This window comes from Mesorhizobium sp. dw_380 (assembly GCF_018588885.1).
Lineage (GTDB): Bacteria > Pseudomonadota > Alphaproteobacteria > Rhizobiales > Rhizobiaceae > Mesorhizobium.
Genome location: NZ_JAFFIW010000005.1, coordinates 138,661 through 157,154 on the forward strand (window position 1 = coordinate 138,661; position 18,494 = coordinate 157,154).

17 protein-coding genes and 2 pseudogenes are annotated in these 18,494 nt (G+C 60.9%); 13 read left to right on the forward strand and 6 right to left on the reverse strand.

Annotated features, from left to right (window positions below):
- Positions 1-32 precede the first annotated feature (32 nt).
- A complete protein-coding gene (locus tag JT360_RS06830) occupies positions 33-995 on the reverse strand; it encodes an NUDIX hydrolase (protein WP_127319931.1) in 963 nt (320 codons plus the stop codon).
- Between the two features lie 171 nt (positions 996-1,166).
- Between JT360_RS06830 and panB the strand changes: the two genes are divergently transcribed.
- The 4 genes from panB (at position 1,167) to JT360_RS06850 (ending at position 4,448) form a co-directional block, all read left to right on the forward strand.
- The gene (gene panB / locus JT360_RS06835) at positions 1,167-2,003 is read left to right on the forward strand and encodes a 3-methyl-2-oxobutanoate hydroxymethyltransferase (protein ID WP_127319929.1); all 837 of its coding nucleotides are present in this window, start codon (positions 1,167-1,169) and stop codon (positions 2,001-2,003) included.
- A complete protein-coding gene (panC, locus tag JT360_RS06840) occupies positions 2,000-2,908 on the forward strand; it encodes a pantoate--beta-alanine ligase (RefSeq protein WP_024505565.1) in 909 nt (302 codons plus the stop codon). Before panB ends, panC begins: the two co-directional genes overlap by 4 nt.
- 95 nt (positions 2,909-3,003) lie before the next feature.
- The gene (locus JT360_RS06845) at positions 3,004-3,723 is read left to right on the forward strand and encodes a LuxR family transcriptional regulator (protein ID WP_024505564.1); all 720 of its coding nucleotides are present in this window, start codon (positions 3,004-3,006) and stop codon (positions 3,721-3,723) included.
- Positions 3,724-3,815: 92 nt separating this feature from the next.
- On the forward strand, positions 3,816-4,448 hold the full coding sequence (locus JT360_RS06850; RefSeq protein WP_024505563.1) for an acyl-homoserine-lactone synthase: 633 nt from the start codon (positions 3,816-3,818) through the stop codon (positions 4,446-4,448).
- Between the two features lie 366 nt (positions 4,449-4,814).
- On the opposite strand, the gene JT360_RS33500 is transcribed toward JT360_RS06850, so the two are convergent.
- Positions 4,815-5,063: a DUF6074 family protein gene (locus JT360_RS33500; protein WP_032899751.1), complete on the reverse strand. Its 249-nt coding sequence runs from the start codon at positions 5,061-5,063 to the stop codon at positions 4,815-4,817.
- Between the two features lie 599 nt (positions 5,064-5,662).
- Here JT360_RS33500 and JT360_RS06860 point away from each other — a divergent pair.
- Together JT360_RS06860 and JT360_RS06865 are read left to right on the forward strand one after the other, a co-directional pair.
- Positions 5,663-6,133: a Crp/Fnr family transcriptional regulator gene (locus JT360_RS06860; RefSeq protein WP_245463567.1), complete on the forward strand. Its 471-nt coding sequence runs from the start codon at positions 5,663-5,665 to the stop codon at positions 6,131-6,133.
- 295 nt (positions 6,134-6,428) lie between these two features.
- Complete coding sequence (locus JT360_RS06865) at positions 6,429-6,668, forward strand: hypothetical protein (RefSeq protein WP_127319927.1); 240 nt, start codon at positions 6,429-6,431, stop codon at positions 6,666-6,668.
- 189 nt (positions 6,669-6,857) lie between these two features.
- Here the strand turns inward: JT360_RS06865 and JT360_RS06870 are convergent, their stop codons facing one another.
- A complete protein-coding gene (locus JT360_RS06870; RefSeq protein WP_024505560.1) occupies positions 6,858-7,247 on the reverse strand; it encodes a hypothetical protein in 390 nt (129 codons plus the stop codon).
- A gap of 704 nt (positions 7,248-7,951) precedes the next feature.
- On the opposite strand from JT360_RS06870, the pseudogene JT360_RS06875 reads away from it, so the two are divergent.
- From JT360_RS06875 to JT360_RS06890, 3 genes and pseudogenes are all read left to right on the forward strand, one after another.
- Positions 7,952-8,941 (forward strand): annotated as a pseudogene (locus JT360_RS06875) (cation:dicarboxylate symporter family transporter); the annotation flags it as partial.
- Positions 8,942-10,359: 1,418 nt separating this feature from the next.
- On the forward strand, positions 10,360-11,361 hold the full coding sequence (locus JT360_RS06885) for an ArdC family protein (protein ID WP_127319925.1): 1,002 nt from the start codon (positions 10,360-10,362) through the stop codon (positions 11,359-11,361).
- Positions 11,362-11,546: 185 nt separating this feature from the next.
- Positions 11,547-12,915, forward strand: a protein-coding gene (locus JT360_RS06890; RefSeq protein WP_127382146.1) for an IS1182 family transposase whose coding sequence is annotated in 2 segments (ribosomal slippage) — positions 11,547-12,467 and positions 12,469-12,915 — 1,368 coding nt in all. Because the reading frame shifts where the segments join, the coding sequence is not laid out codon by codon here.
- Positions 12,916-13,071: 156 nt separating this feature from the next.
- Here JT360_RS06890 and groL read toward each other — a convergent pair.
- From groL to JT360_RS06905, 3 genes and pseudogenes are all read right to left on the reverse strand, one after another.
- The gene (gene groL / locus JT360_RS06895; RefSeq protein ID WP_214470765.1) at positions 13,072-14,727 is read right to left on the reverse strand and encodes a chaperonin GroEL; all 1,656 of its coding nucleotides are present in this window, start codon (positions 14,725-14,727) and stop codon (positions 13,072-13,074) included.
- 65 nt (positions 14,728-14,792) lie between these two features.
- Positions 14,793-15,086: pseudogene (gene groES / locus JT360_RS06900) on the reverse strand (co-chaperone GroES); the annotation flags it as partial.
- 63 nt (positions 15,087-15,149) lie between these two features.
- Positions 15,150-15,497, reverse strand: a complete 348-nt coding sequence (locus JT360_RS06905) for a hypothetical protein (RefSeq protein ID WP_063169239.1) — start codon at positions 15,495-15,497, stop codon at positions 15,150-15,152.
- A 992-nt stretch (positions 15,498-16,489) separates the two neighbouring features.
- Between JT360_RS06905 and JT360_RS06910 the strand changes: the two genes are divergently transcribed.
- From JT360_RS06910 to JT360_RS06925, 4 genes are all read left to right on the forward strand, one after another.
- Positions 16,490-16,813, forward strand: a complete 324-nt coding sequence (locus JT360_RS06910) for a DUF736 domain-containing protein (RefSeq protein ID WP_127318499.1) — start codon at positions 16,490-16,492, stop codon at positions 16,811-16,813.
- A 179-nt stretch (positions 16,814-16,992) separates the two neighbouring features.
- Entirely contained in the window at positions 16,993-17,262 is a 270-nt protein-coding gene (locus JT360_RS06915) for a helix-turn-helix transcriptional regulator (RefSeq protein WP_127318497.1), read from the forward strand.
- Positions 17,259-17,807 carry a S26 family signal peptidase gene (locus JT360_RS06920; RefSeq protein ID WP_127318495.1) on the forward strand — a complete coding sequence of 183 codons (549 nt, stop codon included), beginning with the start codon at positions 17,259-17,261 and terminating at the stop codon, positions 17,805-17,807. Before JT360_RS06915 ends, JT360_RS06920 begins: the two co-directional genes overlap by 4 nt.
- Positions 17,795-18,475 carry a lytic transglycosylase domain-containing protein gene (locus tag JT360_RS06925; RefSeq protein WP_127318493.1) on the forward strand — a complete coding sequence of 227 codons (681 nt, stop codon included), beginning with the start codon at positions 17,795-17,797 and terminating at the stop codon, positions 18,473-18,475. Before JT360_RS06920 ends, JT360_RS06925 begins: the two co-directional genes overlap by 13 nt.
- Positions 18,476-18,494 lie beyond the last annotated feature (19 nt).

Below are 18,494 nucleotides of genomic sequence, written 5' to 3' on the forward strand. Positions count from 1 at the left end.
AAGGGAATATATCTACCTTGACTATAAGTATGTCAAGCCCGCGCCAGCGGTAATTTTGTCCCGGCGATAGCCCTGTCGTCGAGGACGGCATGCCGGAAGCGATAAAGCTTCGCCGGTCGGCCGCCCGTGTCGAGGGAGGTCTCCCCGGTCTCCTCAACAAGTTCCTGCTGCTCGACCAATCTCCGGAAGTTCGGCTTGTTGATCAGCCTGCCAGCCAAAGCTTCCACGGTTCGCTGCAGTTGCAGCAGCGTGAAGGAAGGCCGCATAAGCTCGAACACGACCGGCCGGTATTTGATCTTCGAACGCAGCCGCGCGATCCCGGTTGCCAGAATACGTCGGTGGTCAGCGACCATTGGTTTGCCAGCCGCGGCCGCAATCGCGTCCCTGCCGCCACCGGCCTCCTCAATCAGAGCAGCTTCATAGAGCAACTCGTAGCGTTGGAGCGTGAGTTCCTCGTTCCAATGGCGGTCGTCGAAGCCGAAGGCTATCGCAGCGCGCTGCCGGCGCTCGCGTTGAGTGGTCGGCTCGCTGGCGCCGCCGGCCCACTCAATCAGGCGGGGCCGCAATCTATCGAGCAGCACAGGCGGCGTGCCGAAGCGGTGGTCCTCCCAGGGAAAATATTCGTACCAACTTTGCCAGCCGCACGCGGCCGAGTTCGTTGCCTGTTCCTTCCTGGTCAATGCGAGATAGCTGATTGAGATGACGCGATGGTGGCGCTCAGTGCCGATGCGATCGCGATCGGCGAAGGTGTAGAGTTGCTCGATGTATCCAAGTGCATGGCCGGTCTGCTGCTCCACCCACCCCCTCAAACCCGACTGCAGTGATCGATGCTCAAGGGCAAAAGGTCCAGAAGGGAGGGTGTCCGCATGACCGACTGTGAGGACACAGGGCTCACTGTCGTTTACGGCGACCACGACGGCAGTCAGGTCCACTTTAGCTTCGTCAGCTTTGACGGCGGCTTTGCCTTTCTTGGTTCTTCTTGTCTGAGGATCCATGTTTGCGAAAGCGGGTTGGCCCAACGGAGCGCCTTAATCGATTGAATGTAACCTTGGCAGCCAGCACGTCAACACCGGAGTACTCAAGCGCTGTTTTTAGCTCTTCGCAGTCGCACAAAAATATGCCAAACGCGACACCCGCTGTTGGTAACGTAAGGGAAGGGGCCTCGGTTGAGCGCGGCTGGTGAGATAAAAGGGATGACTCCTCCAGATATTCGATCGCGAAAAGGCCAGACGCCACTTGTATGCTTGACGGCCTACACCACGCCGGTCGCGAGGCTGCTCGATCGCCACTGCGACATCGTTCTTGTCGGCGACAGCGTCGGCATGGTGCTGCACGGCCTGTCGTCGACGCTGGGGGTCACGCTCGACATGATGATCATGCACGGACAGGCCGTTCGCCGCGGCCTTGAACACGCGCTGATGGTCGTCGACCTGCCCTTCGGTTCCTACGAGGAAAGCCCAGAGCACGCTTTCGGCAACGCTGCGCGCGTGATGGGTGAGACCGGTTGTTCAGCGGTAAAGATCGAGGGCGGCGAGACCATCGCGGAAACCATCCGCTTCCTTACCGCGCGCGGCGTACCTGTCATGGCCCATGTGGGCCTGACGCCGCAGGCGGTAAACACGTTTGGAGGCTATCGTGTGCAGGGCCGGGGAGCCGATGCAGAGCGGATCAGGCGCGACGCCAGGGCGGTAACCGAAGCGGGCGCCTTCTCCTTGGTGCTGGAAAAGATACCGGAGCAGCTTGCACGGCAGATAACCGCCGATATCGACATACCCACAATCGGCATCGGTGCCTCGCCAGCTTGCGACGGCCAGATTCTGGTGAGCCACGATATGCTCGGGCTCTTCACCTCATTTCGGCCGAAGTTCGTCAAACGCTATGCCGAGCTCGGTGAGCAGGCTGAGGCGGCAATCGCCGCTTACGCCACCGATGTGCGGAACCGGCACTTTCCGGCGGTCGAACATCTCTATGTCAACGCCTTGAAGGCCGGTGACTTCACATGAGCGTGCCGATCGCTCGGACCGTGAGCGAGCTGCGCGGCGTCGTTGCGCAATGGCGTCGCTCGGGTGCCACGATCGGTATTGTGCCGACCATGGGAGCCTTGCACGACGGGCATCTGAGCCTCGTGCGGAAGGCGCTCGAAAGGGCCGAGCGGGTGATCGTGACGCTGTTCGTAAACCCCAAGCAGTTCAACAGCCCCGCCGACCTGATTGCCTACCCTCGGACGGAAAGCGACGATGCTGCCAAGCTCGCTCTGCTGGGCACGCATCTGCTCTATGTGCCGGACACAGAGGAAATGTACCAGGTGGGCTTCGCCACGGCCGTTTCAGTGTCCGGCATCAGCGAATGCCTTTGCGGCGCATTCCGGCCCGGCCATTTCAATGGCGTGGCGACGGTCGTGGCCAAGCTCTTCCTGCAGGCCGGCGCTGACTTCGCCTTTTTTGGCGAAAAGGATTTTCAGCAACTTCAGCTTGTCAGGCGCTTGGTCCGGGATCTCGACATTCCGATCACTATTGTGCCCTGTCCGACAGTCCGCGAAGCCGATGGTCTTGCGCTATCGTCGCGTAACGTGCGGCTCTCCCCAGCCCAACGCGCCATTGCCCCAAAACTAGCATCGGTCCTGCTCGATACGGCCGAGCGGCTTGCACGCGGCTCCCCCATCCTGCCTACGCTTGATGAAGCGCGTGCAGCAATTCTGGCTGCCGGCTATCGCGAGCTCGAATACCTGGAGCTTCGCGGAGAAACAGACCTGCAATCGTTAGCAAGCCTTGACCGACCGGCACGCTTGCTTGCTGCGGCTTGGCTTGGCGACACGCGGCTCATCGATAACGTCGCAATATCACCCATTGGTAGTTGGTCAGGTGGGCGGAGCTCTCTCCAATCGGAAGCAGCACAGCAATTGCGGTGATGACGGCGGCGCGTCTGCCCTGCAGGGACAGGCCATCATTTAGAATCACGTCTCCGTCGACTTCCAGCAACCTCCGCGAGGTACGCTAAGCGCAGATGCATCGCGTATTTGAAACCTTGGTCGAGCAACTCTCTGCAAGCGTCGATGCCGTCGATCTCCATGAGGCAATGGCGTCCGCCGCAGCCGGGTTCGACTTTCCGCTCTTCGCTTATTTCACCTACCCATCCGCTTCCGGCGACAGGCCACGATTTATCTCGAATTATCCATCATCATGGACATCACATTACCTGCAACAGCGCTACCACAGCGTGGATCCCGTGATCCTGCGGGGACTGCGGGGCTGGGATACCTTCGACTGGGGTGTGGACCGCGATCACCGTTATTTGCCGACCTCTCAGCAGGAAGTCCTGGAAAAAGCAGCTGAGTTCGGCATTCGCGGCGGACTGACCATGTCGATGCATGATCATCGCGGCCGGTTCGCCGCACTGACCTTCGCCTCCAACGAGGCGCATCCGCCATTTCTGAGGTCGCTGACGCGCTACGAAAAAGCAATGCAACTGGTTGCGATCAACGTTCATATCCATGCCCGGCGCAGGCTCGCCGAAGATTGCGTGGTAGATGGCATAACGCTCACCCGGCGGGAGTTCGAGTGCCTGAAATGGGCGGCGTGCGGCAAGTCGGCCTGGGATATCAGCCAGATTCTCGGTGTCTCGAAACGCACCGTGACCTTCCATCAGGAAAACGCCAAGGCGAAGCTTGGCGTGCGAACCATCAACCAGGCCGTAGTGCGGATGGCTGCTCGGGCGAGATCCTGATCCTCTCCAAGTCTAGCTGTAAAGGTCTACAGGCTGCATTCATGACGGCTTTGCCCTTCGATTGCGTGGACACATCCCGCACGGAGACGACAATGATGCAGCTGATAACACCCGACTGCTACGCCGAGTTTGCGAGCGAACTCAAGGAAATGCACGGACTTAGGTATCGGGTTTTCAAGAAGCGGCTCGATTGGGAAGTGCAGACCGAAGGCGAAATGGAAACGGACCCGTTTGACAGCCTGAACCCCGTCTACCTGCTTCTCAAGGGGTCCGATTGGCGAACTTGCGGCTGCGTCCGCCTTTTGCCGACCACCGGACCGACAATGTTGCGCGATACGTTTCCGACGCTGCTGGATGAGATGGTGGTCCCTGCGAGTGCCGATGTCTGGGAGAGTAGTCGTTTCGCGCTCGATCTCCCTGCGACAGCGCCGAAGGCAGCTGGCGGCCTGGCCCAAGCAACCTACGAGCTCTTCGCGGGGATCATCGAATTCGGCTTGGCCAACAATCTCTCCGGGATCGTAACGGTGACAGATACGCGCATCGAAAGGATCCTTCGTCTCGCGACCTGGCCGTTGTCACGTATCGGACAGCCCAAGCAGGTCGGCAACACCGAGGCAGTCGCCGGCTTCCTCGATATTTCCTACGCCAGTCTCTTGCGCATCCGCTGGAGGGGACGCCTCAACGGGCCGGTGTTGTGGCAACCAGTTCTCATCCAATCGGCATAGCGCCTGCGGATGCTCAGCCGTGACTTGAGTTAAGTCTGCTCACGGCCGCCACCGCCGCCGTGAGGGTGAGCGGACCCGCCCCCACGAGCTTTCGACTGTTCCGGTCGATTGGCTCGCGCGGCCGGACTTTGGATTTCCGTAGGCGCAACCCGGAGTCCAGCGTGAGCACGCCAAAATGGCGCCCCTCCGCTTCGTCCAAAGAAGCCAACGTGGCTTCTGAGGTCGTCTTAGAATATTGGACCGGCCGCCGTGAGCGATCGCAACCTCAAACCTTTGCCGGTATGCCGGTTTGGCCGGACCGTCGGCCAGTCGGAGCAGTCCCCTGATAAGGACCCGAGCTGACGCGCGGTCCAACAGCGCCCGAGCCTATGCTTTGTGCATTACCGTTCGGTTGGCCATGTCGTCCAAGACCGCATGAAGAAGGCTTCCAACCTCCTGCGCAGCGAGCTCTGGCGCAATTCCTACATCGGACAATTGAATGAGCATTTTCTTGGCAGAACAGCGCCAGAACGCACTCGCCGCCTCGCCGTTCTTGGTCTCGAGGGCCTGGGCGATACTTTCGACCAATATACGTCGCCGATGCAGCGGAAATACGCAAATGTTTGATTCATGCATCAATCACCTCACAGATTCAGTTCCACAAAGAAAAACACCGGCGTCTTCAAAAGAGCCCCGCTAGCGCGGTGACGGTTCGCGGCGACATGACGAGTTCCACTTCCCCATCGACAAGCCATTGGGAGATGAGCCGCCGGACCGCATATCCGGGACCGCACATAAGGTGAACCACCATTGCTCATCCGGCTGCATTTTCCTGGGCCGTTCGACGAGGCGTTCCAGCCGAATTGACGTCCAATGACTTGATCTCTGAAAGGGCAGGGCGGTACGAATCACCCGATTGTTCCGCTGCTTACATTCCTGCGAGCTTGTGTATGAACGATTAAAGCGTGCCCGAGCCGTTCTTGGTGGCCGCCGAAGAAGGGAATCATGTCATCCGCTGCCTATCGTAGGCGGCGCGACTTCTAGCATGACTGCACTGCCCCGACAGGGCTTTGCAATCGCGCGTTTCGAAGCCTATGCTTTGGCATCGGCCGGCATTTACTTCGGTGCAGCCGACAGTAAGACGTACGCGCTCTTGCCCCGTTGGAAGAGAGCCTTGCCCGATCCCTCTTTCGCGACCAGGTGCTGAAGCCCTCACCCCGCAGGACTTCGCGCTTTTGCGACCATCGCTGCATCACGTCGAACCGGGCATCAAGGACAAGTTGGAGGTCGCGCATCAGCCGATCAAGAACGTATATTTTCCCGAGAGGGGCATCGCGTCGGTGGTCGCCACCATGACCGGCGGGCGGCAAGGTGAAGTCGGCATTGTCGGCGATGACGGGATGAAAGGAATTGCCGTCATTCTCGGAAAGGAAAGCACTACCTGGCGCCTGCCGGTTGAAAACCTTCGCCCTGCGATTAGCCCGTCGCTTCGCACCTCAGTGCTGGACTATGCCCACGCGTTCCTCATCCAATCATGCCGGACGGCACTGGTCAATGGCCACTCCAAGATCGAAGAACGGCTGGCCCGCTGGCAGCTGATGGTCCACGACCGTGCGGAAGGAGATAAGATCCTCCCGACGCATGAATTTCTGGCGACCATGCTCGCGCCCACCGCCCGGGGTCACCACGGCCCTGCAAATGCTTGAGTATCGAGGACTGGTGCACGCCAAGCGCGGCGAGATCACGATCGTGCCGGATTGATAAAGCTCACACATGGCGCTTATGACAAGGAGGAGCAGCGTTATTTCGGCCTGGCCGCTGCCTGAAGCATGTCGGGTTGAAACGGGTTCAGCCGACGTCTCCTTGCCCTTCACCAGGTCGCCCAAAAGCATCAGCGGTTTTGAACGAATCGCAGCGATTGTCCGCAATCGGACATAGGCTTGAAGGCGGTCGAATTCGTGCCATAAGTCGGGTTGGTCAGGGTTCAGGGAGGAATTCGTCATGACCAATTCGTTTCACACCGTCACCGTCGAAAAAGCCGCCGAAGCCTATGTCCTTTCCAGGGGAAGGGTCCGCTTTCTCTCCATGGCGCAGGCGATCCGCACCATCCGAACACTAATGCCGGCATGCAAGGCCACCGAACGCGAGTTGGAGGAACTGTTGGCGGCCGCTTCCTTCGTTCATGCGTGCCCCTTCGACACAAAAACAGCCGATGGTGTAGAACCACGGCTGCATTCCTAAGAGGGCATGCCGCGCCATGCAGACTGTCAGAGGGCATTCGTCAGATGGTAGTCCGCTAACTTAACTGCAGAGTCTAAAGGACGTGTTCCAGCATTGCGAACTCACCGATCGCTTTGTTGCAAAGCTGCCAGCAAGCGATCGCCTCGTCCATCCGTTTGCACCATCTCATCACAGACATCATCGGCGATGCTACCTGTCCAGCATATGTCCAGCATTTCGCAAGGCGGCCAGAAGGAGCCTCGCATAGCCTGTGACATCGATCTGGGCCTGCATCGAAAGGGGCATGCTGGTCCAGTTCTCCAACGGTGCAATGAAAGGTGAGAAGGTGCCATTGACAAGGCAACAACAGCTAACAAGGCCCTCTCGGTCCAATGCCACCACACCGATCTTGTCGCCTGGATATCCAATGGCTGCGACTCGCTGGACCTCCAGGTCACCGTCCACCCGCACGTCAAAAAGAAGGCTACCACGGCTCCTCGTGGCTATCTCAGCCGCCTTCTCATCAAAGCTTGAAGAGAGCAAGCGGACGCTTTCCACCGCCATCTGGAAAATCACCAAATCCAGTTCATTCACGGCCATATGGGCATTTCCGCGCAATGGGTGGTGATTGCAATGACACATACTGCTTGTTCACAGATGTCGGTCACGAACGATCATTCGTCGGGTTCCGGTTCCGACCAACGGTGTCGCCACCTGATCGTGCTGCGGTTCGAACCTTCCTAACGCGAGCCGAGCGCGCTATGAGGTTGGAGTCTAGGTCTCGGACCTTGCCTCGCGGCTTGCTCATCTTTGGCAGACCCGCTGCAACGCCGCGCGATGGCGCAAACGCCAGATGACGCTGATCCATCGCTTGATCGTGAACTGAGCTTCTGAACACCATTGGGACAGCAGGGTGGAAGGGCTTGACCAACGCCGCCCCCGTTTTCCAAGAGGACCCGTCCTCGATTGAATCTTTCGAGCCCCGTGCGGCGCGCAGCCAAATGATGACCATCTGGACCCTGCTCGCAGACCGCAAGGCAAAGAGGGAACCTTCCAGGCAGCCAAGCTGCGCCGACGCAAAGAGCGACCTTTGGAATTCCCAAGAATTGAGCCTTCCATAGTTGCAACAGGCAACCACTGCACGAGTGTGGGAGAGCGAATCGCAAGCATTGCGTGAGGTCCTGCGCGTTTTCCCCTCTTTGCTATTTGGCACATCGTTTGCGCCGAAGTGGGCGCAGCGTTCGACCGGAGCACTGCATGGGAGAGGGAGGAGCCCCACCCCGATCCGGTCAAGGAGAGAGACGGTGTTGGTTCCAAGAGTTCCCCGCGCGATCGCAGCGCCCCGCAAGCGCCATTTTGCCCGGACCTACGTGCAGGTACTTGCCGCCATAATCCTGGGTGCCGCAATCGGCTATTTCCATTTGGAGACCGGCCACAGCCTGAAGCCGCTCGGCGATGCCTTCGTCGAGGTCGTCAAGATAATCACCGTACCTGTCATCTTCCTGACAATAGCGACCGGCATTGCCGGCATGAGCGATCTGCAGAAGGTCGGCCGAGTTGCCGCCAAGGCGATGGTCTATTTTCTCACCTTCTCGACGCTCGCTTTTGTTGTCGGGCTGATTGTCACGAATATCGTTCAGCCTGGCGCCGGCCTCAACATCGATCCGGCCTCGCTCGATGTCGAAGCCGTTAAGGGCTATGTGGCCACGGCTCACGAGCAGTCCGTGACCAGCTTCCTGATGAACATCATCCCGTCAACGATTGCCAGTGCCTTCGCGGAAGGCGACATCCTGCAAGTCTTGTTCCTCTCGGTCCTGTTCCTCTCGGTCCTGTTCGGCGCGGTCTGCCGCTACAACGGCCGCTCGCTCTTCTCTCTCGTCCGATACATCAAGGACGAGCTGCTGCTCGCAATGTCCTCCTCAGAGGCCGCGCTGGCCTCGCTCATGGAGAAGATGGAAAAGGCCGGCGCCACGCATTCGGTCGTGGGTCTCATTCCATTCAATCTGGACGGCACGAATATGATGCTCGCCGCCCTTTTCATCGCCCAAGCGACGAAAACTGATCTCCCGATCGGCTGCCGGATCCTCATGCTGTTTGTCGCATTGTTCCCTTCGAACGGAACAACCCGCATTACCGGTGCAGGCCTCGTCACAATGGCTGCAACGCTCTTTCTTGTTCCGGCCGCACCGGTCACCTCCGTGGGGCTTATTCTTGGCGTTGATCAGCTTATGTCCGAATGCCACGCGCTGACGGTTTTTCTCCGCAGCGTAGCGGCAACGCTGGCTGTCACCCGGTCCGGGGCGAGCGGGATAAACGACGATTCGGGGAGCGCCTCACTAGCGGACCGTTCAGCGCTCTGGCGGTGGACGGTCAAGTCGCCCGGCGTGGTGAACACAATTCCCCGTGCGAACGACGCTCAGCTATTGGGGTGGACCCGATGGCGCAAAGCCGTATTTGAGAAACCGCCAGATCGCACCGGCACTTTTGCGCCTGTAGCAACTGCGGGGCACGATTCAAAACTGACCCATTTTACACCAAAAAGGCGGGCCGTTGCTGCCACGCCGTCCATGGATTGGAGACTCATGTCTAAGCCGACTGCCATCACTGTCGCAGCTCTTCTTTTACTCCTCGCCTTGCTGGCGAGCCAATATAGCGCGAACCTGCACCGGCAGGCGTGGTCGACCGACAGGCAAAAGTGGAGCGGCGCATTCGACAACTATCTCCTTCGCCAATCGCCGGCAACCCGCAAGGCGATGCCGTTCTGGTCATATTCAATGACTACCACAACTGTCCGCATTGCAGACTGGCTGATATCAACTACCAAAAAGCCTTCAAGCATGAACCCAATCTGAAGCTTGTGATCAAACAGTTCCCGGTCCTGGGACCGGATTCCCAATTCCCAGCCTTCGCCGCACTCGCCTCGAGAAAACAGGGAAAGTTCGACGAATTCCACCGCGCCCTTATGATTTCCCCCAGTTGAAGGGTCACTCTCAAGATCGCAGCGCGTGTAGGCCTTGACGTTGAGCAGCTCAAGCGGGAATGCAAGATCCGGCCATCGCAGATGAAATGCACGCGTCCGCGCACTCGCGAAAGGTCTGCACTTAGACGGTACGCCCGCGTTGGTGGTCGGCGATATAGTGGCCGCCGGACCTTGTGGACATGGCCAGCTTGCAACGCTTGCATCGCCGATGCGCGCTCAAAGCGTGCTGGCTCTCGTGCGGGGCAGCATCTGTAGATCGGCCACGCTGTTGTTGCCGGAGCGTGCCGTTTGTGGCAGCTGGCTTGCTGTCGCTCCTCGTAATCTTGTTGCGGTCATCCAGCTGCCGTGGGCGCCAACAACAATCCTGAGCGCCCGCGCCTGAAGTCGCTGGCCGGGTGCTCGTGAACCGAGCCCGCTTTTCTTCGGCAAGCTCAGGCGGTCTTGGCCCTGCGGCATCGCCCCCTGGCGCGGGGCAGCCTTCGGCTGCTGACGGTCGCCGGCCTGTCGGCCGGCGTCTTTCTATTGTGGCCTTCCCCCTGGCGCAGGGTGGGCAGCACTCCCTTCTAGGCCCGCCGCGGCGTCCCGCAACCCTTCGCTTGTCGCTTTCGGGTCCTCCACTCCGTTCCGGTCCTGCTGATGCAGTCTGCCTCCGACGGCGGGCCTTTCCGGTCGCTTTTGCCGCCCACCCCGCTTCCGGGGAGGGCGCGCGATTGTAGAGCGGAGGACATCACGATGCGTGCAAACAACAAACGTTGCGGCAGCCGACAGGCTGGCGCAGACAGTGGCGGGCGCACCGGCGCCAGCCTTTATCAGGAAATCACCGACCGCATCATTGCCGAACTGGAGCGCGGCACCGTGCCATGGGTCAAGCCGTGGGGCAGGGCAAGGACAGGCCTCGGCCTGCCGCGGAATGCGGCCACCCAGCGCCGATATTCCGGCATCAATATCCTGATCCTGTGGGGCGCGGTCATCGAGCGTGGTTTCCCCAGCCAGAACTGGCTCACCTTCCGGCAGGCGCTTTCGCTTGGCGGCAATGTCAGAAAGGGCGAGCACGGCACCACCATCGTTCACGCTGACCGCTTTGTTCCCAAGAACGAAAAGCAACGCGCCGACACCGATGGCGACGAACCGCAGGCGGTGCCCTTCCTGAAGCGCTTCACCGTCTTCAATGTCGCGCAGTGCGATAATCTGCCCGAACATCTTTACGACGCCGGCGAGCCTCTGCCTGAGCGCGAGATTGTCCCGCAGGCCGAGGCGCTCATTCATGCAACCGGCGCTGATTTTCGCATCGGCGGCGAGCGCGCCTTCTACATGCCCGGCAGCGACACCATACAGGTGCCGCCGCAGCCGGCTTTCTTCCACCAGATCGACTATTACCGGACCTGCTTTCACGAGCTTGGCCACTGGACCGGCCACCCGAGGCGACTCGCGCGCGACCTGTCCGGCTCCTTCGGGTCCAACACCTATGCGCGCGAGGAACTCGTCGCCGAAATCGCATCAGCCTTCATCTGCAGCAGTCTCGGCATCGAGCCGACCGTGCGCCATGCCGACTACATCGGCTCATGGCTGACGGTTTTGCGCGAGGACAACCGCGCCATCTTCCGCGCCGCAAGCCATGCCTCGAAAGCCGCCGATTTCCTGCTTGGCCGCAATGTCGATGTCGAAGGTGAGGCACATGCCGAAACCGCCTATGGGACCGCGCAATCCTCACACGCGACCGCCTTGCGCCTCTGATGACGCAAAGCCGCGCGCAACCAACTCGACAGTTCTTTTGAGGTTGCCCTAACACCGATGGCCGGCGTTGGCGTGGATCGTTCATCGGACCGAGGTTCGCAAAAAAAGAGGGCGGCATTGATGCCGCCCTCTCAGACTGCTGACAAACCCCTGGCATTTGCTGGGGGTTTTTGATTCACTGGGTCATGTTGAAGCGACCCGCCCCTGAACAGACCGCGCTCGAGATGGTGACGCTGGATCAGTTGGTTCCTGCCGATCACCTTTTGCGCAAGATCGACCGTGTGATCGATTTCACCTTCATCCACGATCTGACCGCGCCGCTGTATTGCCCCGACAATGGCCGCCCGCCGCTCGACCCGACCTTGATGTTCAAGGCGCTGTTCATCGGCTACCTGTTTGGCGTTCGCTCGGAGCGGCAGCTGGTGCGCGAGATCGAGGTCAATGTCGCCTATCGTTGGTTCCTGCGACTGAAGCTGACGGACAAGGTGTTCGACGCCTCGACGTTGAGCCAGAACCGGCGGCGGCGTTACGACGACACCAGCGTGTCGCAGGCGATCTTCGACCGCATTGTTGAGCAGGCGATCCGGGCGGGCTTGGTCGACGGCACGGTGCTGTACACCGACTCCACCCATCTGAAGGCCAACGCCAACAAGGGCAAATACGATCTTGCCATGATCGCCAAGTCGCGGGCCGACTATTGGGCCGACCTCGATCGTGCGATCGACACCGAACGGGCGCTGCATGGCCAGAAGCCGCTGAAGCAGAAGGAGCGGCGGCCTGCGGTTAAGGAGACCAAGGTCTCGCGCACCGACCCCGACAGCGGCTACATGGTACGCGAGGGCAAGCCGAAGGGCTTTTTCTATCTCGACCATCGCACGGTGGATGCGGCGCACGCCATCATCACCGACACGCACACGACGGCGATCGTCCACGATTCGACCGTCTACCTGTCGAGGCTCGATCGGCAGGTGCAGCGCTTCGGCTTTGATGTCGGCGCCGTCGGGCTGGACGCCGGCTATGCCACGGCAGGCATCGCCAAAGGACTGGAGGATCGGGCAATCCGCGGTGTCACCGGTTATCGTCGCCCCAGACCGCCCAAGCCCGGCCATGATGGGTCCGTCCTCCTTCACCCATGAGCCGGCGGCTGATGGCTATCGCTGCCTACAGGGCCAGATGCTGGCCTACGCCACCACCGACCGCAATGGCTACCGCCACTACAAGAGTGACCCGGCTATCTGCCGCGACTGCCCGCTGCTTGCCTCCTGCACCAGCAATGCCAAGGCCCAACGCACCATCATCCGCCATGCCTGGGCCGATGCGAAGGAGCGCACCGACGCCAACCGGCTGACCGCATGGGGCAAGGCTATCTACCGCCGCCGCAAGGAGACCGTCGAGCGCTCCTTCGCCGACGCCAAGCAACTGCATGGTCACCGCTATGCGCGGTTCCGAAGTCTCACCAAGGTCGCCTGCCAGTGCCTGATCGCCGCCGCCGCCCAGAACATCAAAAAGATCGCCCTTTGCCTGTGCCCGAAACCCAAGCCGGCCCGCGCATGAGGCTCAATGCCTCTTGTCAAAATCTCCTGACACAAACAGTCCAAGACACTTCAATCACATAACAAAAAACCCCGCCGAAAATCGACGGGGTTTGTCAGCAGTCTGAGAGGGCGGCATTGATGCCGCCCTCTCGTTGCGAAAGCTGCCAGAGCTGGATTAGAAATCCATGCCGCCCATGCCGCCCATGCCGCCGCCGCCCATGCCGCCAGGCATGCCGCCGCCAGCCGACTCCTTCTTCGGAGCCTCCGCGATCATGGCTTCGGTGGTGACGAGCAGGCCGGCGACCGAGGCCGCGTCCTGCAGAGCCGTGCGCACAACCTTGACCGGATCGACGATACCCAGGGCGATCATGTCGCCATATTCGCCGGTCTGGGCGTTGTAGCCGAAGGTCGCGCCCTTGTTCTCAAGGATCTTGCCGGCAACGATCGAGGCTTCCGCACCGGCGTTCGAGGCGATCTGGCGGGCCGGAGCCTGCAGTGCACGACGCACGATGTTGATGCCGGCGGCCTGGTCGGCGTTGACGCCGGTGGCCTTGATGTTGGCCGAAGCGCGCAGCAGCGCGACGCCGCCGCCTGCAACGATGCCTTCTTCGACGGCCGCGCGGGTCGCGTTGAGGGCGTCATCGACGCGGTCCTTCTTTTCCTTGACTTCGACTTCCGTCGCACCGCCGACGCGGATCACCGCAACGCCGCCCGCCAGCTTCGCGAGACGTTCCTGCAGCTTCTCCTTGTCGTAGTCCGAGGTGGTCTCTTCGATCTGCTGCTTGATCTGGGCGACGCGGCCCTGGATCTCGGCCTTCTTGCCGGCGCCGTCGACGATGGTGGTGTTCTCCTTGGAGATCGACACCTTCTTGGCGCGGCCGAGCATGTTGAGGCCGACGTTCTCGAGCTTGATGCCGAGGTCTTCCGAGATGACCTGGCCACCGGTGAGGATGGCGATGTCTTCCAGCATGGCCTTGCGGCGATCACCGAAGCCCGGCGCCTTGACGGCGGCGATCTTCAGGCCGCCACGCAGCTTGTTGACGACCAGCGTGGCCAGAGCCTCGCCTTCGACGTCTTCCGAGATGATGAGCAGCGGCTTCGAGGTCTGCACGACGGCTTCGAGGACCGGCAGCATCGCCTGCAGGTTGGAGAGCTTCTTCTCGTGGAGCAGGATGTAGACGTCCTCGAGCTCGGCAACCATCTTGTCGGCGTTGGTGACGAAGTAGGGCGAGAGATAGCCGCGGTCGAACTGCATGCCTTCGACGACTTCGAGTTCGGTCTCGGCGGTCTTGGCTTCCTCAACCGTGATGACGCCTTCGTTGCCGACCTTCTGCATCGCTTCCGCGATCATCTTGCCGACTGACTCGTCGCCATTGGCCGAGATCGTGCCGACCTGGGCAACTTCCTCGGAGGTCTTGATCTTCTTGGCGTTCTTGATCAGGGTCGCAACGACGTCGGTTACCGCGAGGTCGATGCCGCGCTTCAGGTCCATCGGGTTCATGCCGGCGGCAACCGCCTTGTGGCCTTCCTGGACGATCGACTGTGCCAGAACGGTTGCGGTCGTGGTGCCGTCGCCGGCGATGTCGTTGGTCTTCGAAGCAACTTCGCGGACCATCTGCGCGCCCATGTTCTCGAACTTGTCCTCAAGCTCAATTTCCTTGGCGACGGTGACGCCGTCCTTGGTGATGCGCGGGGCGCCGAACGACTTGTCGATGACCACGTTGCGGCCCTTGGGGCCGAGCGTGACCTTCACCGCGTCGGCGAGAATGTTGACGCCGCGCAGCATGCGCTCGCGGGCATCGCGGGAGAATTTTACGTCTTTGGCAGCCATTTTTAGCTCCTGGCAGGGGCTTCAATCGAGCCCGGGAATTCAGTTGACGAAAGGGCCTGATATGAGCCGATGATGCCCATGATGTCGGATTCCTTCATGATCAGAAGGTCTTCGCCATTGAGCTTGACTTCGGTGCCCGACCACTTGCCGAACAGGATGCGGTCGCCGGCCTTGACGTCCAGTGGGACGAGCTTGCCAGCTTCGTCGCGGGCGCCGGAGCCGACGGCGATGATCTCGCCTTCCTGCGGCTTTTCCTTTGCCGTATCCGGGATGATGATCCCGCCAGCGGTCTTGGATTCGGATTCGACCCGGCGAACGACCACGCGGTCATGCAGCGGGCGGAACTTCGACTTTGCCATTTTCGGATTTTTCCCTGGTGCGGATGTTGAGGGGTTTTTGTTAGCACTCGCGATGGACGAGTGCTAACGCGATAGTGAGGTAGGCTGTAAGCGGGCACTCGTCAAGACGGACGAGGGCAGGCGAGGAGCTCTGGCCCCCTCCCCGGTGGAACCCAACGCATACGCGGCATCCGCGTTGATGGCTGCGAGCCCCACATTTCCATTGAATTCGGCGTCATGACGCCAACTTGCTCGCGCCGCTTCCAAGTCGTCAGTCGTGCTGCCGTCAGCACGAACATAGGGCTGCGCTTCACTTCCCGTCGAAGCCGCGGCAAGCAGCGTCGCCGTCAGCACGCTCCTTTGCAGATGCTTGCCAAAGGTGGACAGTGAGCGCACCTGCGCCGGGCTGTTGGTGCGAACGTAAGACGTCATTGACAACTCCTTTTTGCAAGTCGAGCCCTTCTCCAGAAGAAGTCCGCATCGCGTTGAAGACGAGCTGCGAAAAAGAGAAAGATGGGTTTGATAGCTGCGGCCCCAACGGTCCCTTCAGATTTGAGATCACTTCCGCCGCGAGTGGCTGAAGCTCCTCGCAACGTCACAATCGAATCTGCTGCCAAGCCTCCAGGAAAGGAGAGCATTGCTCATCTCGCGCTTGTGCATGCAGTCAACCTTCGATCCGTGTTGCCACATCTCAAGAGCAAATGCGGTGCCAAAGCTCACTGGGAAGTGAACGCATGGCTCTCCCTGAAAACCTCACAAATCCAGCATGGTCAATTGTGCGGAACCCGACATGCGTCTTCTGCCACTGTCAGCTTTCGGACAGGCATGACGCGTTTCGCGCCGACCACCGGTCGATCGGTTTTGGGGCCGGTCTGTTCGCCTCATAAGAGCGCGTCACATTGCGTAGCGGTTTCCCGAGCGCCGCCACATGACACTGGACCTGCAGGTAGCACCGGCTTCTCATCCAGCCTTACTTTGGCCCCTTCGCGTATCAAATTCCCGCTGGCGAGCCCTGCTTTCATAGATCGCACCATGCCGGATGTCTGCTCTGGCGCCCGACCCGCTGGCCCGATCTCGATCCGGCATAAGGGCGCAGCATCTTTGCAGGCCGTTTCATCCCGGCGTCCTGCTTGGCTGACAGACCGCACTTGGCGAGCGGTCTCCATGCTCTCTCCAAGGACCATCCCTGCGGCTGGCTTGTCGACCTATGGGCGGGTCCGGCCGCCCGAAACCCTCGCGCCATCAGCTTTTTTCCCCGCCGCCTGCGGCGGCTTCCTCGCGCCGCTTCGCTCACAAAAAAGCTGCCCGCTCGGGTCCTTCACTGTCGCTGCGGCCCTGTCGGATTCAGGCGGCCCTGACGCGCCCATTACGGTGCGCCATCGCAGGGGATGGTCCCCGGCGAAACCACAAAAGGAGACTTCGAAATGACCGCGATCGGTTACGTCAACAAGCAGGAAAACGGCGCCTACAAGGGCCAGCTCAAGACGCTCAGCGTCCGCGCCGACATCGATATCGCCCCCAACCAGGCCAAGAGCGCCGATAACCATCCCGACTTCCGGGTGCTGACGCAAGGGGTCGAAGTTGGCGCCGGCTGGATCCGCACCGGCGAGACTTCTGGCAAGGATTATGTGAGCCTGTCGATTGCAGCGCCGGAGTTCGGACCGCGCAAGCTCTACGCCAATCTTGGCCGCGCCGCCGGCCAGGACGATGACGACACCTACGCCATCATCTGGAACCCGGCCGACTGATCGGCCGACATAGAGCCTCGCGCCGCAGCCCGGCGCGGGGCTCATTCCCAGGAGTTCCACCCAAACCCCGTCCGCCCTAAAGGGCGGCGAAAACTCTCCCCCGACTCTTCGCCCGTCCCCGAGACGATCTCCCTCGCCCATCCTCGCCCTCGCTTGTCCGAAGCGAAACGAGGATCATCATGGAAGACGAAAACGAACGCGCGGCCCGCGCGAAAAAGGGCAGCCCGTTTCTCAGCACAGCCCAAGCCGCCTTCTATATCGGGCTCTCCCAGCGCACGCTCGAAAAGATGCGGCTCAAGGGCGGCGGCCCGAAATTCCGCAAGCACGGCCGATATGTCCGCTATCACATAGATGAACTCGACCATTGGTCGAAAGGACACCCGCAGCACTCCACTGCCGGCGATGGCGAGGCCGGTTCCGGCCAGGGCGGCAAGGGAGGCCGTTCATGAGCCGGCGCCCTTCCATCCATCTGATCGGCAGCCGCCTGCGGCGTGTTCGAGCCCGTAAGACGGTCGCCTTGGCCGCGGCCGGTCTCGGTCTTTTGGGCTTCACGGCGCTGGCAAAACCCACCCCTTGGCTGGTCTGGAACGCCTCGGCCAGCGCGCCGATCGGCCTTTACCGCATCGCTGCGGGAGCGCTGGCGCGTGGCGATCTCGTGCTCGTGCGCCCGCCTGAATACGCGGCGTATCTCGCCGCCGAGCGCAGCTATCTGCCTCGCAATGTGCCGCTGGCAAAACGTCTTGCAGCGCTGCCGGACGATAATGTCTGCGCCTTCAATGACGCCATCATCATCGGCGGCGACATCGTCGCGCGCCGGCTCAAAATCGATGCCGAAGGCCGACCTTTGCCATGGTGGAACGGCTGCCGAGCGCTCGGCGACAACGAGGTTTTCCTGCTCGGCAGCGACAAAAACCGCTCCTTCGACAGCCGCTATTTCGGGCCTGTTCCCACTCAAAATGTCATCGGGAGGCTCGTACCACTATGGACCGAGTGACCCTCCTCTTGTTGGGCATGATCGCCATTGCGCCATGCGCCTGTTCCGCCTCGACCGGCGCTGAGACGGTCGCCATTTCCCAAAGTCCGCAGCTGCGAAAGTGGCAGACGTTGGTATCGGAAGCAAGCCGGCGCTTCCATATTCCCCAAGCCTGGATCTATGCCGTCATGGCTGCCGAAAGCGGCGGCAAGACGATGCGCGACGGCCGCCCCATCACCTCCCCCGCTGGCGCCATGGGCCTCATGCAGGTGATGCCCGGCACCTATGAGGAGATGCGGGTCGAACACGGCCTTGGGCCTAACCCGCACGATCCGCGCGACAATATCCTGGCCGGCACGGCCTATCTCAGCGCCATGTATGACCGCTTCGGATTTCCTGGCCTGTTTGGCGCCTACAATGCCGGTCCCGAGCGCTACGACGAGCATTTGAAGCGTGGCAAACCGCTGCCAGAAGAGACCGTTGAGTACCTCGACCAACTCAAGGCGGCCGGAGTTTCGGCGGCCGACATCGAGACGTTCGAAAGCAAACCTGTCGCTCCAAAGGCGCAAATCGCTCCTCTCGGACGGTCGCTGTTCTTCATCCATGACGGTGTTCACGCCGGCGTAAACGGCGATCTCTTCGTGCCGCTCGGCAAGGACGGCGCGCAGCCGAGGGAGCCGGTGCGTTAGCCATGGGCGGACGGGGCGC